26 protein-coding genes are annotated in these 25,483 nt (G+C 56.3%); 17 read left to right on the forward strand and 9 right to left on the reverse strand.

All coding sequences use genetic code 11. The annotated features are described in order from the left end of the window. The first annotated feature begins 2 nt into the window (after positions 1-2). A complete protein-coding gene (locus VN114_RS01485) occupies positions 3-788 on the forward strand; it encodes a 5'-3' exonuclease (protein WP_325511259.1) in 786 nt (261 codons plus the stop codon). Positions 789-901: 113 nt separating this feature from the next. Further along, positions 902-1,192, forward strand: coding sequence for a hypothetical protein (locus VN114_RS01490; RefSeq protein WP_325511261.1), 291 nt, complete (start codon positions 902-904; stop codon positions 1,190-1,192). Between the two features lie 28 nt (positions 1,193-1,220). Here VN114_RS01490 and VN114_RS01495 read toward each other — a convergent pair whose 3' ends face one another. The 3 genes from VN114_RS01495 to VN114_RS01505 form a co-directional block, all read right to left on the reverse strand. Continuing rightward, the gene (locus tag VN114_RS01495; RefSeq protein WP_325511263.1) at positions 1,221-2,744 is read right to left on the reverse strand and encodes a YifB family Mg chelatase-like AAA ATPase; all 1,524 of its coding nucleotides are present in this window, start codon (positions 2,742-2,744) and stop codon (positions 1,221-1,223) included. Positions 2,745-3,135: 391 nt separating this feature from the next. Then, complete coding sequence (locus tag VN114_RS01500) at positions 3,136-3,498, reverse strand: aminoacyl-tRNA synthetase (RefSeq protein WP_325511265.1); 363 nt, start codon at positions 3,496-3,498, stop codon at positions 3,136-3,138. Positions 3,499-3,600: 102 nt separating this feature from the next. Continuing rightward, entirely contained in the window at positions 3,601-3,840 is a 240-nt protein-coding gene (locus VN114_RS01505) for an accessory factor UbiK family protein (RefSeq protein WP_325511267.1), read from the reverse strand. Between the two features lie 253 nt (positions 3,841-4,093). On the opposite strand from VN114_RS01505, the gene VN114_RS01510 reads away from it, so the two are divergent. The 8 genes from VN114_RS01510 to ptsP all read left to right on the forward strand — a co-directional run bounded on the left by VN114_RS01510 (position 4,094) and on the right by ptsP (position 11,958). Then, positions 4,094-4,852 carry a TorF family putative porin gene (locus tag VN114_RS01510; RefSeq protein WP_325511268.1) on the forward strand — a complete coding sequence of 253 codons (759 nt, stop codon included), beginning with the start codon at positions 4,094-4,096 and terminating at the stop codon, positions 4,850-4,852. Positions 4,853-4,868: 16 nt separating this feature from the next. Continuing rightward, positions 4,869-5,207, forward strand: a complete 339-nt coding sequence (locus VN114_RS01515; RefSeq protein ID WP_325511270.1) for a P-II family nitrogen regulator — start codon at positions 4,869-4,871, stop codon at positions 5,205-5,207. A 10-nt stretch (positions 5,208-5,217) separates the two neighbouring features. Next, complete coding sequence (locus VN114_RS01520) at positions 5,218-6,708, forward strand: ammonium transporter (RefSeq protein WP_325511272.1); 1,491 nt, start codon at positions 5,218-5,220, stop codon at positions 6,706-6,708. A 218-nt stretch (positions 6,709-6,926) separates the two neighbouring features. Further along, entirely contained in the window at positions 6,927-8,225 is a 1,299-nt protein-coding gene (gene gshA / locus VN114_RS01525) for a glutamate--cysteine ligase (RefSeq protein ID WP_325511274.1), read from the forward strand. 111 nt (positions 8,226-8,336) lie between these two features. Continuing rightward, positions 8,337-9,290, forward strand: a complete 954-nt coding sequence (gshB, locus tag VN114_RS01530) for a glutathione synthase (RefSeq protein WP_325511276.1) — start codon at positions 8,337-8,339, stop codon at positions 9,288-9,290. A gap of 82 nt (positions 9,291-9,372) precedes the next feature. Further along, entirely contained in the window at positions 9,373-9,780 is a 408-nt protein-coding gene (locus tag VN114_RS01535) for a PTS fructose transporter subunit IIA (protein WP_325511278.1), read from the forward strand. Positions 9,781-9,805: 25 nt separating this feature from the next. Beyond that, complete coding sequence (locus VN114_RS01540; RefSeq protein WP_325511280.1) at positions 9,806-10,075, forward strand: HPr family phosphocarrier protein; 270 nt, start codon at positions 9,806-9,808, stop codon at positions 10,073-10,075. Positions 10,076-10,209: 134 nt separating this feature from the next. Further along, positions 10,210-11,958 carry a phosphoenolpyruvate--protein phosphotransferase gene (gene ptsP / locus VN114_RS01545; protein ID WP_325511282.1) on the forward strand — a complete coding sequence of 583 codons (1,749 nt, stop codon included), beginning with the start codon at positions 10,210-10,212 and terminating at the stop codon, positions 11,956-11,958. A 25-nt stretch (positions 11,959-11,983) separates the two neighbouring features. On the opposite strand, the gene VN114_RS01550 is transcribed toward ptsP, so the two are convergent. Together VN114_RS01550 and VN114_RS01555 are read right to left on the reverse strand one after the other, a co-directional pair. Continuing rightward, entirely contained in the window at positions 11,984-12,568 is a 585-nt protein-coding gene (locus VN114_RS01550; RefSeq protein ID WP_325511284.1) for a chromate transporter, read from the reverse strand. Next, on the reverse strand, positions 12,565-13,182 hold the full coding sequence (locus VN114_RS01555) for a chromate transporter (protein ID WP_414694179.1): 618 nt from the start codon (positions 13,180-13,182) through the stop codon (positions 12,565-12,567). The genes VN114_RS01550 and VN114_RS01555 overlap by 4 nt, the downstream gene beginning before the upstream one ends. Positions 13,183-13,676: 494 nt before the next feature. Here VN114_RS01555 and metX point away from each other — a divergent pair, with 494 nt between their 5' ends. Both metX and metW read left to right on the forward strand, forming a co-directional pair. Then, positions 13,677-14,834, forward strand: a complete 1,158-nt coding sequence (gene metX, locus VN114_RS01560) for a homoserine O-succinyltransferase MetX (protein WP_325511286.1) — start codon at positions 13,677-13,679, stop codon at positions 14,832-14,834. Then, a complete protein-coding gene (gene metW, locus VN114_RS01565; RefSeq protein WP_325511288.1) occupies positions 14,831-15,436 on the forward strand; it encodes a methionine biosynthesis protein MetW in 606 nt (201 codons plus the stop codon). Before metX ends, metW begins: the two co-directional genes overlap by 4 nt. Here metW and VN114_RS01570 read toward each other — a convergent pair whose 3' ends face one another. Further along, positions 15,437-16,789 carry an AmpG family muropeptide MFS transporter gene (locus VN114_RS01570; protein WP_325511290.1) on the reverse strand — a complete coding sequence of 451 codons (1,353 nt, stop codon included), beginning with the start codon at positions 16,787-16,789 and terminating at the stop codon, positions 15,437-15,439. 99 nt (positions 16,790-16,888) lie between these two features. On the opposite strand from VN114_RS01570, the gene VN114_RS01575 reads away from it, so the two are divergent. After that, positions 16,889-17,371 carry a VOC family protein gene (locus VN114_RS01575; RefSeq protein WP_325511292.1) on the forward strand — a complete coding sequence of 161 codons (483 nt, stop codon included), beginning with the start codon at positions 16,889-16,891 and terminating at the stop codon, positions 17,369-17,371. A gap of 35 nt (positions 17,372-17,406) precedes the next feature. Next, entirely contained in the window at positions 17,407-18,573 is a 1,167-nt protein-coding gene (locus VN114_RS01580; RefSeq protein ID WP_325511294.1) for a putative sulfate/molybdate transporter, read from the forward strand. Between the two features lie 13 nt (positions 18,574-18,586). On the opposite strand, the gene VN114_RS01585 is transcribed toward VN114_RS01580, so the two are convergent. From VN114_RS01585 to VN114_RS01595, 3 genes are all read right to left on the reverse strand, one after another. Next, the gene (locus VN114_RS01585) at positions 18,587-19,714 is read right to left on the reverse strand and encodes an MFS transporter (protein ID WP_325511296.1); all 1,128 of its coding nucleotides are present in this window, start codon (positions 19,712-19,714) and stop codon (positions 18,587-18,589) included. A 177-nt stretch (positions 19,715-19,891) separates the two neighbouring features. Next, positions 19,892-22,138: a PhoX family phosphatase gene (locus tag VN114_RS01590; protein WP_325511298.1), complete on the reverse strand. Its 2,247-nt coding sequence runs from the start codon at positions 22,136-22,138 to the stop codon at positions 19,892-19,894. Positions 22,139-22,618: 480 nt separating this feature from the next. Further along, positions 22,619-23,395 carry an exodeoxyribonuclease III gene (locus VN114_RS01595; protein WP_325511351.1) on the reverse strand — a complete coding sequence of 259 codons (777 nt, stop codon included), beginning with the start codon at positions 23,393-23,395 and terminating at the stop codon, positions 22,619-22,621. A gap of 177 nt (positions 23,396-23,572) precedes the next feature. On the opposite strand from VN114_RS01595, the gene pyrE reads away from it, so the two are divergent. The 3 genes from pyrE to VN114_RS01610 all read left to right on the forward strand — a co-directional run bounded on the left by pyrE (position 23,573) and on the right by VN114_RS01610 (position 25,454). Then, the gene (pyrE, locus tag VN114_RS01600) at positions 23,573-24,238 is read left to right on the forward strand and encodes an orotate phosphoribosyltransferase (RefSeq protein WP_325511300.1); all 666 of its coding nucleotides are present in this window, start codon (positions 23,573-23,575) and stop codon (positions 24,236-24,238) included. Between the two features lie 23 nt (positions 24,239-24,261). Further along, positions 24,262-24,879, forward strand: coding sequence for a DUF4124 domain-containing protein (locus VN114_RS01605; RefSeq protein ID WP_325511301.1), 618 nt, complete (start codon positions 24,262-24,264; stop codon positions 24,877-24,879). 248 nt (positions 24,880-25,127) lie between these two features. Then, positions 25,128-25,454, forward strand: coding sequence for a DUF805 domain-containing protein (locus VN114_RS01610; RefSeq protein WP_325511302.1), 327 nt, complete (start codon positions 25,128-25,130; stop codon positions 25,452-25,454). Positions 25,455-25,483 lie beyond the last annotated feature (29 nt).

The following is a 25,483-nucleotide window of genomic DNA, read 5'->3' on the forward strand; positions in this document are numbered from 1 at the left end:
TGATGGGAAAACTGCTTGCGATCGACGGCATGAATATCGTGCGTCGCGTTTATGAAGCCAATGCCGAAACGGATCTCGTGATCAAGGCCGAGGTTGCGTTGCGTCATTCGCTGGCATCGTTCCGCAAGCTATTGTCGATGCATCAGCCGACGCATGTACTGGCTGCATTCGATTTCGGCGGACCGACATGGCGTCACGCGTTGTATCCGGCCTACCGTGAACATCGCGATGCGATGCCGCAGGCGTTGAAGGATGGCCTTCCCGATTTTTATGCGCAACTTGCAGGCTGGGGTTTGCAGGCGGTATCGGTGCCCGAAGTTGAAGCGGATGATGTGATCGCAACGGCTGTGTTGCGCTGGCTGGGAGAAGGGCGTGGCGAAGCGATTGTCGCTTCCACTGACAAGGACTTGCACGTATTGATCGATGCAGGCGCGATGATCTGGGATCACTTTCGCAGCGAATGGCACGATGAAAAATGGGTGGAGGAAAAATTCGGCGTGCCGCCTGCGCAGCTCGCTGAACTGTTGGCATTGACCGGCGATGCCGCAGACGGCGTCCCTGGCGTATCAAAAGTCGGTGTCAAGACTGCAGCCCGACTGTTGCAGAATTACGGCAGCATCGACCGTATCATGTCCGGTGCCGGCATTCTGAAAGACGCAATGGGCGAACGCTTGCGCAAGGATAGTGCGCAACTGGAAATGTCGCGCAAATTGGTCACGCTGAAAACAGATGTACGTCTCGGGGTGACGTGGAACGTGCTCGCATTCGACAGCGGGCAGATGCCATAAATCACGACCGCCGCAAGGAACCTCGCCAGTCGGCAGAGGTCAACATCTCATCACCTGCGATGAGAAAATGAAGTGCAGCAACGCCGTCGATTCTTTTCACGAAAGGAAAAAGCATGCAACGCATTCTGTTGACCGGCATTCTGGCAGCCGCCGCGAGCGGCGCCATGGCTTCCTCCCCCGAGGCATGGCAAACGCTTTACGACACCACGGCGAAAGCCTGCCTGCAAAAAAGTACCTTGAAGGATCCAAGAATTGTCGATGGGCCGGTTGTTTTCTCCGGTGCGATCGTTTATCGGATCAAGGGACTTTTGCCGCAGATGAGCGGACAGATCAACAGTGAATACTGCCTGCATCCGTATCCGAAAGGCGAGCCGGAAATCGCCGAGGGCATGCGCAAGCGATAATCGCTGCTGATCGGGTGTGCAGATTTTCCTATTGTTCTCGCATGGCCCGGCGATACTGGATCGCTTCCGCAACATGCGGTTGTGCGATGGTAGGAGCGTCGGCCAGATCCGCAATGGTGCGTGCAACTTTCAGCACGCGATGATAGGCGCGGGCCGACCAGTTCAGACGCGTCATTGCCGTGCGCAACAGTTGTTCGCCACTCGCATCCGGCCGGCAATGCACATCGATTTCACCGCCGGATAACAGATTGTTGTGCTTTCCCTGGCGCTTTAGCTGGCGCGACGATGCCGTCGCCACACGTTGTGCGACCTGACATGATGGTTCGCCGGCAGACTGTTTGACCAGCTCCTCATGCGGCAATGCGCCGACCTGAATCTGCATGTCGATGCGATCAAGCAGCGGTCCGGAAATTTTCCCCTGATAACGCAATATGCTGTCTGGCGTGCATCGGCATTTATTCGAAGCATGGCCGAGGAAGCCGCACGGACACGGGTTCATCGCGGCGATCAACTGGAAATGCGCCGGGAAATCCGCCTGACGTGCCGCACGCGAGATCGTGATCTTTCCCGACTCCAGCGGTTCGCGCAGCACTTCAAGAACGGTGCGGCTGAATTCCGGCAACTCATCGAGAAACAATACACCGCGATGCGCGAGCGAAATTTCTCCCGGTCGGGGTGTGCCACCGCCGCCGACCAGTGCGACACCGGATGCCGTGTGATGCGGTGAGCGGAACGGCCGAACTTTCCAGCGTGCGGTCGTGAAACCGCTGGTCAGCGATTGCACCGCCGCTGATTCCAGCGCTTCGTCATCGGTCATTGGCGGCAGGATGCCGGCGAAGCGCGATGCAAGCATGGATTTGCCGGTGCCGGGAGGGCCGACCATCAACAGGCTGTGCGATCCGGCCGCAGCAACTTCGAGAGCGCGCTTCGCTTGCGCCTGCCCTTTCACATCGCCGAGATCAGGATAATCGGGGCGCGCGGTGTGCGGCGAGGCGACATGGCGTGTCAGTCGGGCATCAGGATCGCGTGCGGCGAAATGGGCACATACCTGCAACAGCGAATCGGCCGGCAGAATCGTCACATCGTTGACGAGTGCTGCTTCGTCCGCATTCATGCGCGGCAGGATGAATGCGCGTTGTTTGCCGTTGCGGTTGTCGCTGCGATGCATGGCGAACGTCATGGCAAGCGCACCGCGAATCGGACGCAATTCACCGGACAGCGACAATTCGCCGGCAAATTCATAGTGATCAAGTGTATCGGCCGGCATCTGGCCGGAGGCGGCGAGGATGCCGAGCGCAATCGGCAAGTCGAAGCGACCAGATTCTTTCGGCAAATCGGCGGGCGCCAGATTGACGGTAATCCTGCGTGCCGGGAATTCAAAGCCGGCGTTCTGCAAAGCCGCGCGCACACGATCTTTCGATTCCTTGACCTCGGTTTCCGGCAAGCCCACGATCGTAAAACTGGGGAGTCCATTGGCCAGATGAACTTCCACGACAACTTCGGGTGCTTGCATGCCGGCCAAGGCACGGCTTGTCAGAACAGCGAGGCTCATTGCGTTCCCTTGATTTATGAATGTCCGCGTGCGATGTCTGGTGTTACGAATGAACGATGACGGGACTGATCACCAGACTATGTGCGGCAGGATCGAGGTCTCAAGCGTTCAGCGGTGTACGCTTTTTGATTCTTCCCGCACGATCGAGAATTTATGTGCCTTGAAGAACCAAGATGGAAGTATTGAATAAGGGAAATGCAAGTGCTATCCCATATTCATGGCGCAACGAGGATGGGGTGAGCTTGTGATGCTGTTCAGGCGTGAGAAATTGGTGGCGCTACGATCGATTTTCTTGCAACGCCCTGACCGGAAAGGCAAGCGCGCAACAGGCCGCCGCATAATCTGCCGGCCTGACTTCCATTCCTTGTATCACCCAATTTAAACGGGCGACTCAGCCTGCGCAGTGTTTCCGGTGCTGGAGATGCTCCAGGTGCGCGATGACGGCCTTGACGATTGCGTAACGCAGAGCCTGATCATGCGATGGATGGTCCGACAGATGGACGACGGTGTGGCCGATATGAATTGCCTTGCCGTTCGGATCCTCTTCCTTTTGCCGGTAATCGATGGCAAGTGCGTATTCCGACAGCAACGGACCGCACGCCTGCCAGTCGCGCGTCCATTTAGGCAGCGCGCGAGTTCCTTCCCATAGCGTGCCGGCGCTTTCGTAGAGCTCTTCTATATTGTGGCAGCCCAGCAGATACGCCAGCCGGCGTTCCTGCGAAACGCAACTGCGGAAGTACTCTTCATCGCTCATGCGCATGCTGCAACCTTTATCGTGGCGAAAGCTCAGTCAAATGCCGCGCACCGTACGCGGGAGAACGTCATGCGTTTCCATCGCAAGAAGTGCGACGGCATTTTATTTTTTCAGTTGCGCTTCCAGTGTGGCGACTTGCGCTTCCAGCGCTTCCAGTCGGGCGCGGGTATTGGCCAGCACTTGTGACTGCACGTCGAACTCTTCGCGGGTCACCAGATCCAGCTTGGCAAAACCCTGGCTCATCATCGCTTTGAGATTCTTTTCGATGTCCTTTGCTGGTGAGTTTTCCAGCACTTTATGAATCTTGTTTTGCATGTCGTTGATAAAAGTGGACTTTTCCATGGCGTGGCCCTATAAAAGTGATGATTCAAGTGTGATTCGGCACCATCAAGGTGCAATTGCGGACATTCTGCCCGGGAACGGTGCATACCCATAAAGGTGCATTGAAAAGGTTATTTCCAAAACGCCTTTAGCACCATGCTTCATGGTGAAAATGATAATACATCTGGAGAATTAAGCTGGCATGAGTTCTGCTAAATGTGAAGCGAGGACAAATCTAAGTCTGGTTTCTACATTTAACTTTAAAGGGAATATCATGAAAAAACTGATTCTTGCAGTCGCCGTATCGGCAGCATTTGGTGCCAATGTCGCGCACGCACAGGAAGCGGCTGCTCCTACGCCAGAGCATCAGTTCGCGTTTAATGCTGCATTCTCGACTGACTATCGTTTCCGTGGTATTTCGCAAACACATGGTGATCCTGCGATTTCCGGCGGTGTTGATTACACCCACACCCCGACTGGTTTGTATGTAGGCACCTGGGCTTCTTCCATCAAGTGGATTGACGATGCAGGCGGCGACAGCGACATCGAATACGATCTGTACGGCGGTATCCGCGGCGAGATCGTCAAGGATGTTTCCTATGATGTCGGCGTTCTGCGCTATTTCTATCCAGGCAGCGGTTTGGGCGTCAACCCTGACACGACTGAAGTATATGGTTCGATTGGTTATGGTCCCGTATCGGTCAAGTACTCGCACGCCGTTACCAATGCTTTCGGATTCGATGACAGCAAAAACAGTAATTACATTGAAGCAAACGCCAACTTCGATATTGTCGATGGCTATGCATTGAACCTGCACGCCGGTCATCAAAAGATCAAGGGTGATCAACCGGTTGACGCCAGCTACACCGACTGGAAGGTCGGCGTGACCAAGACCTTCCCGCTCGTCACGGTATCGCTGGCTGTGGTTGGCACCGATGCAGAGAGAGACGCTTATTCCTATGTGAAAGACAGCGGAAGCACGCACTTCAACGGCAAAACCGGCGCGGTTCTGACCCTCAGCAAATCCTTCTAATCAACAAGAGGCGAGCATGAAACTGATCACTGCAATTATCAAGCCGTTCAAGCTGGATGAGGTGCGTGAAGCCTTGTCCGAGATTGGCGTGCAAGGCATCACTGTGACCGAAGTAAAAGGCTTCGGTCGCCAGAAGGGGCACACCGAGCTGTATCGCGGTGCGGAATACGTGGTCGACTTTTTGCCGAAAACGAAAATCGAGGCAGCAGTCGATGATGCAATCGTCGATCGCGCGATCGAGGCAATCGAAACGGCCGCACGTACCGGCAAGATCGGCGATGGCAAGATTTTCGTCTATGACCTGCAACAAGTCGTCCGCATCCGTACCGGCGAAACCGGCAGCGAAGCACTTTAAGGGGAATGAAATGAGTATCAAGAAAATGTTCACAAGCGCTCTTGCGGCGGGCGCCTTGCTGTTCGCCGTCGGATTCGGGGCGCCGGCATTCGCGCAGGACGCCGCAGCGCCTGCTGCAGAGGCAGTCGCAGCACCGGCACCGGCGGCTGCAACTGCTCCTGCAGAAGCGCCGGCCGCCGCACCGGCACCGGTTCCGAACAAGGGTGACGTGGCATGGATGTCGATTGCCACCATCCTTGTCATCATGATGTCGATCCCGGGTTTGGCGCTGTTCTACGGCGGCCTGGTTCGCTCCAAGAACATGCTGTCGATCCTGATGCAGATCTTCATGGTCTTCTCGCTGATCGTCGTGTTGTGGTGTATCTACGGCTACTCGCTGGCGTTCACGCAAGGCGGCAGTTTCATCGGTGGCTTCGATCGATTGTTCCTGAAAGGCCTCACCGTCGATACCGTTGCAGCAACATTCAGCAAAGGCGTCGTGATTCCGGAACTCAGCTTCGTGGCATTCCAGGCGACATTTGCGGCAATTACCTGCGGCCTGATCATCGGTTCGTTCGCAGAGCGCATCAAGTTCTCCGCCGTGTTGCTGTTCATGGTGATCTGGTTCACGTTCTCGTATTTGCCGATGGCGCACATGGTCTGGTTCTGGGCCGGTCCTGATGCGTACACCGACGCTGCTGCTGCCGAGGCTGCAACCGCAACGGCCGGCTGGTTGTTCGCAAAAGGCGCACTCGACTTCGCAGGCGGCACGGTGGTGCATATCAACGCGGCAATCGCCGGTCTGGTCGGCGCGTATGTTGTCGGCAAGCGCGTCGGCTACGGCAAGGAATCGATGGCACCGCACTCGTTGACGATGACCATGATCGGCGCTTCGCTGCTGTGGGTCGGCTGGTTCGGCTTCAATGCAGGCTCGGGCCTGGAAGCAAACGGCTTGTCGGCGATGGTGATCGTCAATACGCTGGTAGCGACCGCTGCGGCAACCGTGGCATGGACGTTTGCTGAATGGATGTCCAAGGGCAAGCCTTCGATGCTGGGTGCAGCATCGGGTGCAGTTGCCGGTCTGGTCGCCATTACGCCGGCTTGCGGCTTTGTCGGTCCGATGGGCGCACTGGTAATGGGTCTCGTTGCGGGTGTGGTTTGCCTGTGGGGTGTCAATGGCCTGAAGCGCATGCTGGGTGCCGATGACTCTCTGGACGTGTTCGGTGTACACGGTGTGGGCGGTATTCTCGGCGCATTGCTGACCGGTGTGTTCGCATCGCCATCGCTCGGCGGCAGCGGCGTCTGGGACTATGTGGCGAATGCAGTCACGCCGGATTACTCGATCGCCAGCCAAGTGTGGATTCAGGCACAAGGCGTGATCGTCACGGTGATTTTGTCCGGTATCGTGTCGTTCATCGCTTTCAAACTGGTTGACCTGATCGTCGGTCTGCGCGTGCCGGAAGAAGAGGAACGCGAAGGTCTGGACATCACCAGCCACGGCGAATCGGCATATCACTCTTAATTCGTACCCGCCATTTCTTCTCCCAACCCGCGCAAGCGGGTTTTCCGGAAGCGCCTCCTTGTGGGGCGCTTTTTTTATGGTGCCTTTGGGGCATGGGGTTTAAATTCTGCATTACAACCCTGATATGCATAGTCCGGATCAATCGGATTCGGGGGCGCGATCGGACTTTCCCGTTTAGAATCAAGCGTCAATCACACTAGTTTCAGCAAAAGGTTTATATGGTTCCGCACCTCGTCACCGCCCTGAACGGTCCGCTGCTCGATCTGGAGAAGAAGATTCTCACTGCCACGCCAGCCATCGAACGCTGGTTCCGGCTTGAATGGCAGGAGCATACGCCGCCGTTCTATTGCTCGGTCGATCTGCGCAACGCCGGCTTCAAGCTGGCACCGGTGGATACCAATCTGTTTCCAGGCGGATTCAACAATCTTTCGCCGGAAATGCTGCCGCTGGCTGTGCAATCTGCGATGGCGGCCATCGAAAAATATTGTCCGGATGCCAAGAACCTGTTGCTGATTCCTGAAGGGCACACGCGCAACACGTTTTATCTGCAGAACGTTGCGCGTCTGATGCAGATCTTCCGCCAGACCGGCCTGAATGTGCGCCTCGGTTCGCTGTCGCCGGACGTCACCAAACCGACGCCGATCGAATTACCGGATGGCAGCACCTTGACGCTGGAACCGCTTGAGCGTTCGGCCAACGGTCGCCGTGTCGGCTTGAAGAATTTCGATCCCTGTACGATTTTGCTGAATAACGACCTGTCGTCGGGCCTGCCGTCCATTCTCGAAAACGTCAACGAGCAGAATTTGCTGCCGCCTTTGCACGCCGGCTGGGCGGTGCGCCGCAAGACCAACCACTTTGCCGCCTACGACGAAGTGGTCAAAAAATTCGCCAAGCTGATCGACGTTGATCCTTGGATGCTGAATCCGTTTTTCATGAAATGCGACGATGTCGATTTCAACGACCATGTCGGTGAAGACCGGTTGGCCGCCAATGTCGATACGCTTCTGGCAAAAATGCGCAAGAAGTACAAGGAATACGGCATCAAGGAAAAACCGTTCGTCGTCGTCAAGGCGGACGCCGGCACTTACGGCATGGGCATCATGACCGTGCACGACGCGAGCGAAGTCAAGGATCTGAACCGCAAGCAGCGCAACAAGATGTCCGTCGTCAAGGACGGACTGGAGGTGACCAACGTCATCATTCAGGAAGGCGTGCCAACCTTCGAACACATCAACGAATCGGTTGCCGAGCCGGTTGTCTACATGATCGATCGCTATGTGGTGGGCGGTTTCTATCGTGTGCATGCCGATCGCGGCAATCACGAAAACCTGAATGCGCCGGGCGCTCATTTCGTCCCGCTGGCATTTGCACATCAGCATGCGTTGCCGGATTACCAGGCCAAGCCGGGAACTGCTGCGCCGAACCGTTTCTACATCTATGGTGTGGTCGCTCGTCTGGCTCTGCTGGCTGCTTCGCTGGAAATGGAAAAAACCGATCCGAACCCGGAAGTGTATTGATGCCCGTCATGTGACGTCATATCGGAAAATCCGGTTGATGGCACAATGGAACATTCGCTGGATGCATTTGCACGATCCGGCACTGCGGCACGATTTTTCAGGACGCATTGCATGAAACTGGCTTTTATCGCCGATCCGCTGGACGGCTTCAAGATCTACAAGGACACGACCTACGCGATGATGGTCGAGGCGGATCGTCGCGGCCATGAGGTCCATGTTTTCCAGCACAGGGACATGGCATTCGAAGCGGGCAAAGTCGTAGCGAATGTTGCGCGCGTCACGCTGACCGGCGATCCGGACGATTGGTATCGGCTGGATACGCCGGTGGCGCAAGAATTGACGGCATTCGATGGCGTACTGGAGCGCACCGATCCGCCGTTCAACATGGAATACATCTACGCGACCTATCTGCTGGAGCTGGCGCAGAATCAGGGTGCGCGTATTTTCAACAAGCCGGAGGCGATCCGCAGCTTCAACGAAAAACTGGCGATTGCGCAGTTTCCGCAATTCATTGCACCGACACTGGTGACCGCGGATGCGGCGCGTGTGCGCGTCTTTCACCAGCAGCATCGTGACATCATTCTGAAACCGCTGGACGGCATGGGCGGCGCCGGGATTTTCCGCGTCAAGGATGATGCGATGAATCTCGGTTCCATCATCGAGACGCTGACGCAGAACGGCCGTCAGACCATCATGGTGCAACGCTACATTCCCGAAATCACGCAGGGCGACAAACGCATTCTGCTGATTGGCGGCGAAGTCGTGCCGTACTGTCTGGCGCGCATTCCGCAAGGAACTGAAATTCGCGGTAATCTCGCGGTCGGCGGTGTCGGCGTGGCGCGCGAAATCACGGCGCGCGATCGTGAAATTGGCGAGGCACTGGCGCCGGTTCTGCTGAAACGCGGACTGTTGCTGGTAGGATTGGACGCCATCGGCGATTACATGACGGAATTGAACGTCACCAGTCCGACCTGTTTTCAGGAAATCAAGCAGCAGACCGGCTTCGATGTCGCCGTGATGTTTGTCGATGCGCTGGAAAAACAGGGTGGAAATTGGAACACATGAATGCGTTTCGCAGCTTGCTGAAAGGCAAGTCGCCTGATGTGGAAGCAATGCGGTTTTGAAATTTTTCGGATGAAATGAACTGATGGTCGGTATCCTGTTGTTGACGCATGCACCTCTGGGTCAGGCCTTTATTGCGGCCGCGACTCATGTGTTCCATGCCTGTCCGGAACGGCTGACTGCAGTTGATGTCAATGCCGATCAGGATACGCATGAAGTGGAACGTCTTGCCAAGCAGGCGATTGCCAAGCTGGATGACGGCTCGGGCGTCCTGGTGATCACCGATGTGATGGGTGGCACGCCGTCGAACTGCACGCTGGGTTTGTGCAACGTCGACAATGTTGCCGTCATCGCCGGCATCAGTTTGCCGATGTTGCTGCGCGCAATCACGTATCGGCAGGATACACTCGATGTTGTTGTGGAAATGGCGCTCGCGGGCGGTCAGGGAGGTGCGGTCAGGGTAGACAACCGCATCCGGCTTTCGCCGAATTAAAATTGAACAATAGCCATAAGAAAAAATGATCGAACAGGAAATTGAAATCATCAACAAGCTTGGGCTGCACGCACGTGCATCCGCCAAGCTGACGCAACTGGCCGCCAAGTACAAGAGTGAAGTCTGGATGACGCGCAACAAGCGCCGCGTCAATGCCAAATCCATCATGGGCGTGATGATGCTGGCTGCCGGCAAGGGTGCGAAAGTCACGCTCGAAACCAACGGCCCGGATGAAAAAGAGTGTTTCGAAGCACTCGAACGGCTGATCCAGGACAAATTCGGCGAAGGTGAGTAAGGCCTGACCAAGGTCTTGTTCGCGGCGAATGGCTGGATGAGCATGCAAGATGCATTGTCTGGCGCAGGGTTGTCGCGCTCCCTATCGCGCCTTATGTTTACCGCTTCACGCTTGATCGATCCAGACCGACTTCGATGACGACTTCATTCACGCTCCACGGCATTCCTGTATCGCGCGGCATCGCAATCGGTCGCGCGCACCTGCTCGCACCGGCAGCGCTCGACGTCCAGCATTATCTGATCGGTGAAGATCAGGTCGAGGCAGAAGTATCACGCCTGCAATGTGCGCTGGCTGCCGTGCGTACCGAACTGCAAACCATCTGGAATGACCTGCCGAAGGACGCACCGGCCGAACTGGGCGCGTTCATCGATGTGCATGCGTTGATCCTGTCGGACCCGATGATTGCCGACATGCCGCTCGACATCATCCGTACGCGCTATTACAACGCCGAATGGGCGCTGGTCACGCAGATCGAGGAGCTGTCGGCGCAATTCGAGGAAATCGAGGACGCCTATCTGCGCGAACGCAAGGCGGATATCCAGCAGGTCGGCGAGCGCGTGCTGAAGCAATTGACCGGCAGCGCCAATCTGCTTCCGAAAAATGTTGATGGCGATGCGCCACACATGATCGTCGTCTCGCACGATATTTCACCGGCCGACATGCTGCAGTTCCGCGATCGCTCCTTCAGCGGATTCATCACCGATGTCGGCGGGCAAAACTCGCATACTGCGATTGTTGCGCGCAGCCTGGATATTCCGGCTACTGTCGGCGTGTCGTTTGCATCGACGCTGATCGATCAGGGCGACTGGATCATTATCGATGGCGACGCCGGTGTGGTGGTGGTCGATCCGGCGCCGATTGTTCTCGATCAGTATCGCGAAAAGCAGGCGCGCCAGCTGCGCGATCGCAAAAAGCTTGGCAAGCTCAAGAAAATGCCGTCGGTAACGATCGACGGCACGCCAGTCACGTTGCTGGCGAATATCGAATTTCCGGATGACTGTGTGCATGCACTGGAAGGTGGCGCGCATGGCATCGGCCTGTTCCGTTCCGAATTCCTGTTCATGGGACGCACCGCGCCGGCGACCAGGCTGCCGTCCGAAGAAGAACAGTTCCAGTCATACAAGCAGGCGGTCATTGCGATGAAGGGCCGTCCGGTCACGATTCGCACGCTCGACATCGGTTCCGACAAGCCGATCGACGAGGACGAACAGACTTCGTTGAATCCGGCACTGGGGTTGCGCGCGATTCGGTATTGCCTGGCCGAGCCGCAGATGTTCATGACGCAATTGCGTGCAATTCTACGGGCGTCCGCATTCGGTCCGATCAAGCTGCTGATCCCGATGCTGTCGCATGCGTTCGAAATCGACCAGACCATGGCGATGATCGAACAAGCGAAGGCGCAGTTGCGTGCAGAAAAAATCAAGTTCGATGCGGCCATTCCGATCGGCGCGATGATCGAGATTCCGGCGGCGGCACTGGCGTTGCCAATGTTCATCAAGCGGCTGGATTTCCTTTCGCTTGGTACCAATGATTTGATTCAGTACACGCTGGCAATCGATCGCGTCGATCACGAGGTCGCGCATTTGTACAATCCGCTGCATCCGGCTGTGCTGTATCTGCTGTCGACGACCATCGCGATGGCGGCCAAGGCGGAAGTGCCCATTTCGGTGTGCGGCGAAATGGCCGGCGACACGCGCATGACGCGTCTTTTGCTGGGTATGGGCTTGCGCGAATTCTCGATGCATCCGGCGCAACTGCTGGCAGTCAAGAACGAAATCCTCAACAGCGATCTGACCATGCTGGAACCGGCAACGCGCAAGATCGTGCGCACCTTCGAGCCGAAGGCAATTGCCGAAGCGGTGGAGCGTTTGCAGGTGCTGTAAGAGCGGTGGCAGTAAAGGCGCGTATTTATACCAGTCCGAACCAGCCCAGCACCGCGCCCGCTGTCAGCAGCCACAAAAGATGGATGCGGGTTTTCAATACCATCACCACGGTAATCAGTGTCACCAGATATAACGGCCAATCCTGCGACGGTGTGTCGTGGGCGCTGGCCAGAATCCAGCCGGTTGCCAGAACCAGCCCGACCACGACCGGTCCCATCCCCAACTTGAATGCACGCACTGGTCGCAACTCGCGATTGCGATGAATCCAGCGCGTCATCGTGTAAGTGAATGCCGTGCTCGGCAGTAGCATGCCGACCATCGTCAATGCCATGCCAAGCAGCCCGGTCACCATGCTGCCGGCGTTCAGACCGACGTTCCATCCCATCAAGGCCACGAACAGAATGTTCGGTCCGGGCGCTGCCTGCGCGATCGTGATCGATGCGCTGAATTGCGGATCGGTCAGTAAATGCTGGTCATCGACCAGATAGCGATGCATGTCCGGCGCCGATGCAATGGCGCCGCCGACGGACAACAATGACAGCGACAGATAATGCAGAAACAGTTGCAGCCAGTCGGCCACATGCATCGACAAATGAAGCGTCTCGTTCATCGTCCGAGTTTCCAGTAAGCGAGTACGCAACCGAACAGGCCAAGTCCGAGCAGCGGATAGGCCAGCGGAACACGCAGTAATGCAACGGCAGTGAAGCAGGCGGCGCCGAGCAGGCCGCACACCCACGGTCCAAGTGGATTGCTTTTCAGCGCACGTACCAGCCGCAAGCCGGTTGCCAGAATCAGTCCGGCCGCTACCGCACCCATCGATCGCAATGCGTGAGCGACATCCGGATGATGCGCATAAGGCGCATACAGGACTGCGATGACGAGGATCAGCACCAGCGGCGCGCTCAGAATACCGAAGAACGCAGCCAGTGCACCGGTCAAACCGAAATAACGGCCACCGAGAATGATGGAAAGATTGACGACATTCGGTCCGGGCATGATTTGCGCGACGGCCCAGTCTTCGACGAATTCCTCGGTCGTCAGCCATTTTTTTCTGTCGACCAGCTCGCGCTGTACGACCGTCATCACACCGCCGAATCCCTGCAACGCCAGCAGGGTGAATGAGATGAACAGATCGGTGCGCGACTGCGGGCGAGGCTTTTCTTCCGGCGGCAGCGTATTCATTGAGGTGCTGCGCGGCATGAAGTGTGGTCGCTGCTCAGGCATGGGAATAGTGGAAAGGATGCAGTCTGGTGATGATTCATTGCGACGATGTTCTTCAATGGCAGCAGGCACAAAAAAGCGTCCGCAATCCTGTTTTGGTTTGCGTTGCAGTGACGGCCGAGTGTAGCACCGGCGGGGAAAAGGCATTGTTGCGAAATATCGAATGGCCGTTCCTGCATGCGGTTCAACGCGCGACGCACGTTTTCGGTTGATTGCCTTTTTTGCATCTCCGACACGGAAGGGCAATGCGGCAGCAGGCGTTTGACGGCGCGGGGCGAGTTGTTTATTCTTATGGCATTGCGCCGATTTGACATCAGCTTGCGGGCGCATAATAAATACGGCTAAAGCGTGCTCGAATCAGAGTCTCGAATTTAGCCCGGCAAGCGAACAGCTTTTCGGGCTTTTTGCTTTTTGAAGTACCGGAGAAACCGGTGTCGCAGCAAATTCGTTGCAAGTTGCGACGGCGCGCAAGACACGCTTCTCGTGAATAGACAAACATGACCTCTCTCGGAATCGTTTCACCGCAATCGATGTTTTTTTCAGCGCCGCTGGCTTTGCAGAGCGGCGCGGAGATTTCCGATTACACGCTGGTGTATGAAACATACGGCACACTGAATGCAGACCGCTCGAATGCGGTGCTGGTTTGTCACGCCTTGAACGCATCGCATCACGTGGCCGGCAGCTACGGCGAAGATGCCGGTACCACCGGCTGGTGGGACAACATGGTCGGCCCGGGCAAGCCGCTTGATACGGACAAGTTTTTCGTCATCGGCGTCAACAATCTCGGCTCCTGCTTCGGCTCGACCGGGCCGATGCATACCAATCCAGCGACCGGCAAACCGTACGGTGCGCATTTCCCCGTGGTTACCGTCGAAGACTGGGTGCGTTCGCAGGCGCGTCTGGCCGATGCGCTTGGCATTCAGCAATTCGCAGCGGTGATGGGCGGCTCGCTTGGCGGCATGCAGGCGCTGTCGTGGAGCATCCTGTTTCCGGAACGACTGCGTCATTGCATCGTCATCGCTTCGACGCCGAAATTGACGGCGCAGAACATTGCATTCGACGATGTGGCGCGGCAGGCCATCCTGACCGATCCCGATTATCACGGTGGCGATTTCTACGCGCACGGCGTGGTGCCGAAAAACGGTTTGCGGGTGGCGCGCATGCTCGGTCACATTACGTATTTGTCGGATGACGACATGGCGGCGAAGTTCGGTCGCGATCTGCGTTCCGGCGCCTATCAGTTCGGTTACGGCATCGATTTCGAAATCGAATCGTATCTGCGCTATCAGGGCGACAAGTTCTCCGAATATTTCGACGCGAATACCTACCTGCTGATCACGAAGGCGCTCGATTACTTCGATCCGGCCAAGGATTTCGGCGGCGATCTGACGAAGACATTGTCCGGCACGCGTGCGCAATTCCTGCTGGTGTCGTTCTCCACGGACTGGCGTTTTGCACCGGAACGCAGTCATGAAATCGTGCAGGCATTGGTCAACAACCGTCGTACCGTCACCTATGCGGAAATCGATGCGCCGCACGGCCATGACGCGTTCCTGCTCGACGACCAGCGTTACATGAATGTCGTGCGTTCGTATTTCGCGCGGATGCAGAATGAAATCGACGGTGCAGATTCGAAACAGGGAGCGGCAGCATGAAGTTTGAAGAATTAAGCATGCTGCGTCCGGACCTCGCCTTCATCGCCCACTGGATCGGCAACGGCACGCACGTGCTCGACCTCGGTTGCGGCGACGGCGTGATGATGCAGTATCTGCAGACTGACAAGCAATGCACCGGCTACGGTATCGAAATCGACGACGACAAGATTCCACAGTGCGTGGAGCGTGGCGTTTCCGTCATCCAGCGCGATCTGGAGGCGGGCCTGGCGATTTTTGAAGACAATGCATTCGACACGGTTCTTTGTCTTTCTGCACTGCAGATGATGAAGGATGTCGAAGGCGTATTGCGTGACATCGCGCGTGTCGGTCGCGATGCGATCGTGTCGTTCCCGAATTTTGCCTACTGGCCGCATCGCATTGCGTTGCTGCGCGGCCGCATGCCGGTTTCCAAGAGCTTGCCTTACGACTGGTACGACACGCCGAACTTGCGTTGCGCGACGATCAAGGATTTCGAAAAGCTGGCAGAAGAAGTCGGCTTGCAAGTCGTCGAATGCAAGGCGCTGGACGACGGCAAGCCGGTGGAATTTTTGCCCAATTTCCGCGGCAGTCTCGCCGTATTCCGTCTGCGCAAGAAAATCTGATCAGGCGGTGTCGCCGGATTGTTCCGGCTGCTTTTGCGGCGGAACAATCCGGGCGGCGAACCACAGCAGCACGATCACCGGAATGCCGAGCAGCGCCGTGCCGGTGAAGAAGCTGGCGTAGCCGAACGCATCCACATAGGCACCGGAATAGCCGGCCAGGAATTTCGGCAGCAGCAGCATGATCGAGCTGAACAGCGCATATTGCGTCGCCGAATAGCTGATGTTGGTCAGACTCGACAGATAGGCGATGAACGCCGCACTCGCAATGCCTCCCGCCAGATTGTCGGCAGAAATCACGAGTACCAGCGCCTGCACGTCATGGCCGTGACCAGACAGCCAGACGAACAGCAGGTTGCTGGCCGAACTCATCACGGCGCCCAGCGCGAGAATGCGCATCATGCCGAACCGCATCGACAGCGCGCCGCCGATGAATGCACCGGCCAGCGTCATCACGATGCCGAACACTTTCGTGACCGCCGCCACTTCGTCCTTGGTGTAACCCATGTCGACGTAGAACGGATTGGCCATGATGCCCATCACGACATCGCTGATGCGGTAGATCGCGATCAACGCCAGAATCAGCGCGGCCTGCCAGCGATAGCGAACAATGAAGTCGCGGAACGGACCGATCACTACATCGTCCAGCCATGCCGCCATGTTTTTTGCCGGGGGCAAGATGCGTCGTACCGGTTCGGCAGAAAACAATACAGTGATCACGCCGACCAGCATCGATGCCGCCATCACCAGATACGCGACCTTCCATGCGCCTTGCTGATAGCCGATTGCACTGGCAACTTCGGCGCGCGCCGCGATCCACAACACGCCGGCGCCAGCCCAGATCATGGCAAGGCGATAGCCGGTCTGGTAACTGGCCGCAAGTGCCGCTTGTCGATCGGTGTCGGCCGATTCGATGCGGAAGGCGTCCAGCGCGATATCCTGTGTGGCGGAGCCGAATGCGACCATCAATGCACACCAGACGATCGGCTCCAGTCCTGTATGCGGATCGTTGAACGCCATGCCGATGAGTCCGGCCATGATGGCGGCCTGAGACAGCAGCAACCAGCTGCGGCGCCGTCCCAGCCATTTTGTCAGCAGCGGAATCGGCAGGCGATCGACCAGCGGTGCCCACATCCATTTGAATGCATAGGCAAGACCGACCCAGCTCAGGTAACCGATGGTGCTGCGATCGATGCCGGCTTCGCGCAACCAGAAACTCAAAGTGCCCAATACCAGCATCAGCGGCAGACCGGCGGAAAAGCCGAGAAACAGCATGCGCAGGGTAGCGGTTTCGAGATAAACCTTGAGCGTTTCCGACCACGAACGTCTCGGTACACCGCTATTGCGAAAAATCATGTTTGCCTGCCCTGACAGAATGAATTGCCGGCAGCGCGCCGACAGGCAGTGATGCTGACACAAGAGCCGTGAAGCAGCAAGCAAGGGGCGTAAATTGCCGTGTGGAAGTCAGCGAATTTCAGCGACACATACAAGCCCTTCTATGATGATGCGACATCTATTGATATCATCGGCCAAGTCATGATCGGACCGTCAACGCCGACTTGGCTTCACACAAGGTTCAATATGCCAATCCACGAAAAAATCAATTACGTCGAATATCCGTCGAGAGATCTGGAAGCGACCAAAGCCTTCTTCCAGACGGCGTTCGACTGGTCCTTTGAGGATTACGGACCTGACTATGCCGCTTTTTCGGGTCAGGGACTGGATGGAGGATTTTTCAAATCGGACCTGGTTGCGAAGTCCGATAAAGGAAGCGCGTTGATTGTTTTCTATAGTGAGCATCTTGAAGATACCCTGGAAAAAATCTCGTCCGCCGGCGGACAGATTGTGAAACCCATATTTTCGTTTCCGGGCGGCCGCCGATTTCATTTTTGCGAACCAAGCGGCAACGAATTTGCGGTGTGGGCGGATGCGGAATAATTCCTTCATAACGCGTTTGCCTGACGCCGCATCCGATGAGTAAACCTGTCGTTCCTCCTGATGAAACCCCGATGCGCAATCGCTACGACCGCATGGAATGGGCGGGTGCATTCGGTGATCTCGGCACGCTGATTCCGTTCGTTGCCGCCTATATCGGCGTACTGAAAATGGATCCTTTCGGCATATTGTTCGCGTTCGGTGCGGCGATGCTGGTTTGCGGCTTGTACTACCGGACACCGTTTCCTGTGCAACCGATGAAGGCGATCGGCGCGGTAGCGGCCTTGCAGGCGGCACAGACCGCGGTCGTTACGCCGGGCGCTGTCTACAGTGCCGCATTGGTGACTGGCGCGATCTGGTTGTTGCTCGGCATGAACGGAATCGTTTCGCGTGTAACAAGGCTGGTGCCGCCGACCGTCGTGACGGGAATCGTGTTCGGCCTGGGGTTCGGCTTCATGCTGGAAGGCGTGCGAATGATGCAGCATGACTGGCTGATCGCAGTCATCGGTGGCGTCGGTACCTTGCTGCTGATGGGCAATCGAAAAATCCCCGCGATGTTTGTACTGCTGACGTTCGGCATCGCGGTCGGTGCGATGCAGAATCCGGCATTGCTGACAACATTGACGCAACAGGGCGCGTCATTGCATGTGCCGACATTTGCCCTGGCCGATTTGTCGTGGAACCAGTTTTTTGTCGGTGCTGTTTTACTGGCATTGCCGCAGATTCCGCTGACGCTAGGTAATGCTGTAATCGCGATCCGCGAAGAGAACAACCGTCTTTTTCCGCAACGACAAGTGACGGAACGCGGCATCTCGATTTCGACCGGCCTCATGAATCTGTTCAGTGCATCGGTCGGAGGCGTGCCGATGTGTCATGGTGCCGGCGGCATGGCGGGCCACATTGCGTTCGGCGCACGCACCGGCGGTGCGCCGGTCATCCTGGGTTGCGTGCTGTTGATCCTGGCGTTTTTCTTCAGTGGCTCGGTCGATCTGCTGTTCCGGCTTTTTCCTGCCCCCGTGCTGGGCGTGATCCTGTTCCTGACCGGCATGCAACTGGCACTCGGCAGCAGCGTACTTCCCGCGGAACGCAATGGTCGCCTCGTCGTGTTGCTGACGGCGGCGTTGTGCATGTGGAACGTCGGCGCCGGATTCGTTGCCGGCATCGCGTTGCACCATGCACAGCAGCGCGGCTGGTTGCGTATGTGAGGACAACGGTGGTCTATTCCAGCCACTTTGCCCGGCTTGCCGAAATCGAAATGCCGATCGCCAGCACGCCGATGAAGGCAATACCGACCTGCAATCCCCAGCCTTGCGTGAGGAACCCGACAGCCGGCGGTCCGATCAGGCCGCCGCTGTAACTGAACGTCGCCACTGCAGCCAGCGCTGTCGAACCGTGCCGTCCGGCTGCACTGAACATGAATGGGAAAACCGACGCCAGACCCGCGCCAGCCAATGCAAAACCGATCAGCGTCACAGGCACGTTCACTGCCAGCACGGCAATGAAGATGCCGATCGCAGCCAGCAACGCGCCGATCGACACCACGCGGCGTGCACCGAACCGATCCTTCAACGGATCGCATACCAGGCGCGCCAGCAACATCAGGCAGGCGAAGCCGGCAAACGCAAGCGGCGCAACACCGTCATGCACGTGCAGATGGTCTTTCATGAAGACGCCGCTCCAGTCGGCGATGGAACCTTCCGCCACGGCGCCGCAAAAACCGATGATGCCAAGTGCGATGACCGGACCGTGTGCGATGGCAAACAGCTCATGCGGTTTTTCCGATGCGACATGATCCGGCGGCAGGGCGCGATACGCGATAAAAAGCGGTATCAGCAGAGCAAGCGATGCACCGAGGAAATGCACGAACGGCGTGATGCCCATGCCCGCCATCAAGCTGCCAAGCAATGAGCCCGACAGGGTGCCGACGCAGAACCATGCGTGCAACAGCGACATGGTTGAACGTCCGGCAGCTTTTTCATTTTCAGTACCGATGGCATTGATGGCGACATCGAAGCACCCGGAGCCTGCGCCCAGCCCGACCACCGTCATCATCAGCAACGACATGTTCGGCGCCAGCGCGGTACATGGCAAAATCACGATCAATCCCAATCCCGCATACCAGGCCGCGCGCCGCGCGCCGAATTTCGCAACGAGGCCAGCCGCCAGCGGAAACGACGCCACTGCGCCGAAACCGCCGCCCAGTAAAACAATACCGAGCTGCGCCGGACTCAGCAGCAAACCATCACGGATCGCCGGAATACGCGCCGCCCACGACGCATAGATCACGCCAAGAAGGATGAACAAAAATGGCGTGGCGGCGAGACGGAAACGGGATGCGCTGATCATGAAGGAAGAGAATGAATGAGGCGATGTGTCAGCATGAATTGTATGGCGTCTCCCTATATAACGCGTGCGCATGCCGGAAAAACAACGGATAAGGCGCATGGCTTGTTCATAAAAAAAGCGTCCCGAAGGACGCTTTCATCAAGACGGTGTTCTGGATTCACCATCTGTCATTTCTCATCAGCTACCGACGCGTCCACCGTCGTCCTTCGTGATGACGATTGTTGCCGAACGCGGGCGGGCCAACGCACCACCTGCGCCGTAGCCGGCGTTGCCGGGCCAATGACTCAGATAGGCTGCTGGATTGCCGGGCAAGCCGAAGGCAGAAAAAGGCGTGCTTTCTCCAGGATGCTGAATGTTCACGAACAATGCCTTGCCATCAGGCGTTTCGCACAAGCCGGTGATCTCGCAATCCTTTGGCCCGACCAGAAAACGCTTCAACGTTCCAGACGTCGCCTTTGCGCCGACAACAGTGTCCACGGAGATGGTGCCGGTAACGTCGGTATTGGCGATGCTTGTCGGACCGCCATCGCCGACTTGTCCCGGCAATGCTGCCAGCATCATGCAATTGGTGACATCCGTATAAGCACCGTCATCTGTTTGAATCCAGCAAATGTTGGTGGAATGGCTAAATGCGATGCCGTCAGGGCTGGAGAAGTCTTGATCCTTGGTGAGAGCGGACAGATTGATCGAAGCCAGGTCAGCGCCTTGTTCCGCACCGAACAGATAGACATCCCATGTAAATGTAGACGAAGCAGGGCCGGTATCTTCCTTGATACGAACGATATGTCCGTTCACATTGCCGTTCGAAGAACCTTCCGTATAGGTACGAGGATTGGCCGCGTTAGGTGCTTTTTGCGTGCTGGGTGGCGCCGCAGGAACAGCACGACGACTGCTATTGTTGGTCAACGTAAAATAGATTTCTCCGTTTGCCGGGTTCACGGCACACCACTCAGGACGATCCATTGGCGTGGCCAGTGCAGCATCAGCGGCGAGGCGGACATTGATGGCAACATCGCCGGGATTCGCGAATGTGTAGCCGTTGAAACCTGCTGCCACGTCCGGATTTGCAAGTGACAGTGCCTGCCATTCGCCGATGCCGTTTCCGCCGGCGTCGAGATCGAATCTGGCGGCATACAGCGTACCGTCATTCAGATATTTGTCGCCCGTTGCAATACGGTCGACAGGATTCGCATCGAGCGGATCCCAGACCGCGGTCGATACCCATTTGTAGATATACTCGTTTGCAACGTCGTCGCCCATGTAGACGGCCAACGGTTGTCCTGCGACCGGTTTGCTGAAGGCGGCGCTTTCGTGATTGAAACGACCCATGCTGGTACGCTTCTTGATCGCCCGGTTTTTGTCATACGGGTCGATTTCGACGATATAGCCGAACGTATTCATTTCGTTGCGGAAGTCGGTGTCTGCCGCGCCGGCAGTTTGATCGAGAATCCAGCGTTTGTATTCGTCGGTTGTATCGCCGCTTTCCCAGGCGTGGCGGGACGTCTTGTTTTTTCCGATTCCGTAACGGGACAGCGCGATCGTACTGGTATCGACACGATTGGTATCGGCGCCACGCACGAAATAGCCATTCCAGTTTTCTTCACCGGTCAGTAGCGTTGCCCATGGCGTTTTGCCGGTTCCGCAATTATTGATGGTGCCGCGTGCGGTGGTGCCGCCGGGAGCATAGATGGTTTTCAGCAAATCGTTGCCGCTTGCCACGCCATCAAGTTCAACTGGTGTCAATGGCGTGATGCGACGGTTGAAAGTGGAATCTTTCTTCGTAGTCCATGTGCTGCCAGTGCGATTCACTTCGACGATGGATACGCCATGTACTTTCATTTCCTTATCGACTTCGGCTTTCGGGCGCGACGTCGAATTGGTACCTCCATCTGCATGCAGGAAATAAGAAGTTTTCGTGCCGGAATTTGAAGTCGCTTCATGGTTCATCGCCAGCAGGCCGCGATTGGTGCTACTCGTCGACGGCGCATCAGCGGCCGAGAGACCGAACCATTCCATCCCGTCATGATGATCACCTGCGCGATCCTCGAAATCGGCGTCCGTGCCATCGTTCTTGAAATCGGTTGTTGTGCCTTTCAACGGATCGCCTAATGCATAGAGTACGGTTGCCGTATAGCCGCCCGGAACAACGACGATGTCGTCCTTGCTCCATGCAACAGCGTTGAAGTTGAGCAGTTTCTCACCTGTAGCGGCATCATCACCGCCACCGCCGCCGCCACCACCGCAGGCGGACAAACCGAGAGAACCGAACAACGCGCCGGCAGCGGAAGCCGCGCCACCGCGCAGCAGACTGCGACGGCTGAGTCGTGCATTCAGAATCGAGCTGAAATGTGCATTCGAGGATTCGTTGTAACCGATGTCATCCGGATCGATGGCGGTTACGGGAAGATCTACTGGCTTGTTCATGCGTCTGTGCTCCTGATATTTGTAAGTTGCGATGAATTGCTGGCTATAGAATCGGTTGAAGACAATATGACGCCGCTCGCGAAACTGATTTTGTATTTTTCCGCATTGCATCCCGACACCCGATGTCATCGAATTGTCAGGTTTCGTCGAAGCGGATTATAGAAACGCTATGTGACAGGAAAATGAAGCCTGAAAAAGCTTCCAAGAAAATGAAATGCCTGTTTTTTAAGCAAGAACGAAGATGAACCAGCGAGTCGTAAACGACCGGAAAGCGAATGACAAAAACGTTTTCATTGAAGAATGTTTTGCCGGAAGAAGAATTTTTCAGCGAAAATTCGAAGAAAAAATTCGTGAATGCAGAATCGGCTACGTGAAAATACTTAAACGAATTTGCGTCGCGACAATGATGTTCAACTGCCGCGACCTCGGTTATTTCAGGAGCATGACAAGAATGTACGCAAGAAAGAGATGACGCAACTATTACGATTTCCAGTCGTAATCGATCGTCAGCGGAGCATGATCGCTGAAGCGTTCATCCTTGTAGATGGAAACGCTTTGTGCCGTTGCTGCAAAATCCGGTGTCGCGATCTGGTAATCGATGCGCCATCCGACGTTCTTTGCCCACGCCTGTCCGCGATTGCTCCACCATGTGTATTGGTCGGGGCGTACATCGATCTTGCGGAACACGTCGACGAATCCGACCTCGTCGAAAATGCGCGTCAGCCACGCGCGCTCTTCCGGCAGAAAACCTGAATTCTTGCGATTCCCTTTGTAGTTCTTCAGATCGATTTCGTTGTGTGCAATATTCCAGTCGCCGCAGATCACGCATTCGCGACCTTGCGCCTTCAGTTCCAGCAGATGCGGCAGAAACAGATCCATGAAGCGGAATTTCGCCTGTTGTCTTTCCTCGCTCGAAGAGCCGGACGGGCAATAGACGGAAATCACGCTGAGATTACCGAAATCGCATTGCACGTAACGACCTTCCGCATCGAATTCCGGGCAGTTGAAGCCGATCTGGACATTGTCGGGTTTGGTTTTGCAGTACACGCCTGCACCCGAGTAGCCTTTCTTTTCGGCGTAATGGAAGTAGCCGAAATAGCCTTCCGGCGTCAGGAAGTCGGGCGTCATGTCCCCGACCTGCGCTTTCAGCTCCTGTACGCAGACGTAATCGGCATTCTGTTTGGCCATCCACGGGAAAAACCCCTTTTTTGCAGCGGAGCGGATGCCGTTCAAGTTGGCGGAAATGATTTTCATGATGTCGTTCAAAAAAACAAGGCGATCAGGATACCCGATTCGGCGCTGCCGATTCCAGGCAATCGGATGGGCACGCCCTTTGCATTTACAGGTGTCGATGGCGAATAACGATTTAAAATGTGGCCGTGGTCGCGCAGGCAGCGACAAATTTCGTCACTTTTTATCCGTTATGGAGTCGTTTTGAACAATTTACGGCAGGAATTCATCCAGTTTGCGGTCGAGGCCGGCGTATTGCGTTTCGGTGAATTTGTCACCAAGGCGGGACGTACCTCTCCGTATTTTTTCAATGCCGGTCTGTTCAATCAGGGCGGCACGCTGGCGAAGATCGCGGATTTCTATGCACAGACGCTGATCGATTCCGGCATCCAGTTCGACATGCTGTTCGGGCCGGCATACAAAGGCATCACGCTGGCATCGGCGACTGCAGTGGCCCTGGCAAACAAGGGGCATGACGTGCCATTTGCCTTCAACCGCAAGGAAGCCAAGGACCATGGCGAAGGCGGCACGATCGTCGGTGCGAAGTTGCAGGGTCGCGTGGTGATAATCGACGACGTGATTTCCGCCGGAACGTCGGTGCGGGAATCGGTCGACATGATCACAGCCGCAGGCGCAACACCATGCGCGGTACTGATTGCGCTGGATCGCATGGAGCGCTCCGGCAAGGATGATGCGCTGTCGACGTATTCGGCGGTGCAGGAAGTGAGCAATACCTATGGCATGCCGGTCATTTCGATCGGTAATCTGTCGGACTTGTTTGAATACATTTCGAACGGCGGTACGGGTTCGGAACAGGCGCAATACAAGGATGCAATCGCCGCGTACCGCACGAGGTACGGCGTGAGCTGACACTGTTACTTCAGGGGAGTGAGATGCGAGGTGCGGTCAAGACACTGGTTATTCTCTCGTTGTTCTGTTCGGTCGGAACGTATGCCGGCGTTTTCTACATGTGCAAGGACGCGTCGGGCAGAACGCTTACTTCCGATCGGCCGATTCCTGAATGTGCGGATCGCACCATGCGCGAGTACGGCAACAACGGTGTGCTGAAAAGAGAAATCACGCCGCCCCTGACTGCCGAACAAAAACGCGCAAAAGACGCCGAGCAGCTACAGCGTCAGGCGCAACAGGCCGCACTGGAAGAACAAAGAAGGACGGATCGCGCTTTGCTGGCTCGCTATCGCAGCGAGGACGACATTGTCACGGCGCGCAAAAGAGCGAGTGCAACCTTGATCGAGCAAATCGCGCAGCAGAAGGACGAGCTGGCTGCAGCGGACAAGGAATGGCAGGCGCGACGGACGGCAGTCGATGCGCAAAGAGAAAAAGGCGAGGTGCCGGCCGCGATGCAGGCCAAACTGGCGCAGGCGCTTGAGGATGTCCGTACGCGCAGGACAACGCTGCGAGACAGCGAAGCGCATCTGGCGCAGATCAATGCGAAGTACGATGCAGTATTGCAGCGTTATCGCGATGTCGCCACGGCTTCTGCGCAATAATCGACGGCAATCTACCCGACAGATAGTACGCGGCTCCGCGTAAGTTCGATACAAAGATGAATCTGTTCTCATATTTATGAGATGGTCGGACCGTGTTCCGCGACATATGATCCCTTCTGTTTTTTACGCAAATTGCACGAAGCGTCCTGATGCGTTACCCGGGATTTGCCTGAAACAAGAATGTCGGTCATCGACACGCGTGACGCGATGTTCTGCACAACATTCATAAACCAGGGGAGAGAAAAGCCGTGACATTTATCGAATCCGTCAGTACATGCTTTAAGAAATATGCCGATTTCAAGGGGTGCGCATCGCGTTCGGAGTTCTGGTGGTGGGTATTGTTCGTTCTGGTTGTCAGCATTGTGTTGAGTGCGATCAATGAAAAATTGAGTTTCGTCTTTACCCTTGCAACGTTGGTGCCGTATTTTGCGGTGACCGCAAGAAGGCTGCACGATACGGACCGCAGCGGATGGCTGCAGCTTCTGGGCATCATTCCCATCATTGGATGGATATTGCTGATTTACTGGTGCACGCAGGAAGGAAAAAGCACGACCAGATTTGCGGTGAACGCTTAATGTATCGACGCAAAAAATAAAAAACGCGC

Origin of the sequence: Oxalicibacterium sp., assembly GCF_035565035.1 — a bacterium.
In the GTDB taxonomy this organism is placed as follows: Bacteria; Pseudomonadota; Gammaproteobacteria; order Burkholderiales; family Burkholderiaceae_D; genus Oxalicibacterium.

Coding starts and splice junctions, on each gene's coding strand:
- VN114_RS01485 (WP_325511259.1), top strand. CDS start 3: ATGGGAAAACTGCTTGCGATCGACGGCATGAATATCGTGCGTCGCGTT.
- VN114_RS01490 (WP_325511261.1), top strand. CDS start 902: ATGCAACGCATTCTGTTGACCGGCATTCTGGCAGCCGCCGCGAGCGGC.
- VN114_RS01495 (WP_325511263.1), bottom strand. CDS start 2,744: ATGAGCCTCGCTGTTCTGACAAGCCGTGCCTTGGCCGGCATGCAAGCA.
- VN114_RS01500 (WP_325511265.1), bottom strand. CDS start 3,498: ATGAGCGATGAAGAGTACTTCCGCAGTTGCGTTTCGCAGGAACGCCGG.
- VN114_RS01505 (WP_325511267.1), bottom strand. CDS start 3,840: ATGGAAAAGTCCACTTTTATCAACGACATGCAAAACAAGATTCATAAA.
- VN114_RS01510 (WP_325511268.1), top strand. CDS start 4,094: ATGAAAAAACTGATTCTTGCAGTCGCCGTATCGGCAGCATTTGGTGCC.
- VN114_RS01515 (WP_325511270.1), top strand. CDS start 4,869: ATGAAACTGATCACTGCAATTATCAAGCCGTTCAAGCTGGATGAGGTG.
- VN114_RS01520 (WP_325511272.1), top strand. CDS start 5,218: ATGAGTATCAAGAAAATGTTCACAAGCGCTCTTGCGGCGGGCGCCTTG.
- gshA (WP_325511274.1), top strand. CDS start 6,927: ATGGTTCCGCACCTCGTCACCGCCCTGAACGGTCCGCTGCTCGATCTG.
- gshB (WP_325511276.1), top strand. CDS start 8,337: ATGAAACTGGCTTTTATCGCCGATCCGCTGGACGGCTTCAAGATCTAC.
- VN114_RS01535 (WP_325511278.1), top strand. CDS start 9,373: ATGGTCGGTATCCTGTTGTTGACGCATGCACCTCTGGGTCAGGCCTTT.
- VN114_RS01540 (WP_325511280.1), top strand. CDS start 9,806: ATGATCGAACAGGAAATTGAAATCATCAACAAGCTTGGGCTGCACGCA.
- ptsP (WP_325511282.1), top strand. CDS start 10,210: ATGACGACTTCATTCACGCTCCACGGCATTCCTGTATCGCGCGGCATC.
- VN114_RS01550 (WP_325511284.1), bottom strand. CDS start 12,568: ATGAACGAGACGCTTCATTTGTCGATGCATGTGGCCGACTGGCTGCAA.
- VN114_RS01555 (WP_414694179.1), bottom strand. CDS start 13,182: ATGCCTGAGCAGCGACCACACTTCATGCCGCGCAGCACCTCAATGAAT.
- metX (WP_325511286.1), top strand. CDS start 13,677: ATGACCTCTCTCGGAATCGTTTCACCGCAATCGATGTTTTTTTCAGCG.
- metW (WP_325511288.1), top strand. CDS start 14,831: ATGAAGTTTGAAGAATTAAGCATGCTGCGTCCGGACCTCGCCTTCATC.
- VN114_RS01570 (WP_325511290.1), bottom strand. CDS start 16,789: ATGATTTTTCGCAATAGCGGTGTACCGAGACGTTCGTGGTCGGAAACG.
- VN114_RS01580 (WP_325511294.1), top strand. CDS start 17,407: ATGAGTAAACCTGTCGTTCCTCCTGATGAAACCCCGATGCGCAATCGC.
- VN114_RS01585 (WP_325511296.1), bottom strand. CDS start 19,714: ATGATCAGCGCATCCCGTTTCCGTCTCGCCGCCACGCCATTTTTGTTC.
- VN114_RS01590 (WP_325511298.1), bottom strand. CDS start 22,138: ATGAACAAGCCAGTAGATCTTCCCGTAACCGCCATCGATCCGGATGAC.
- VN114_RS01605 (WP_325511301.1), top strand. CDS start 24,262: ATGCGAGGTGCGGTCAAGACACTGGTTATTCTCTCGTTGTTCTGTTCG.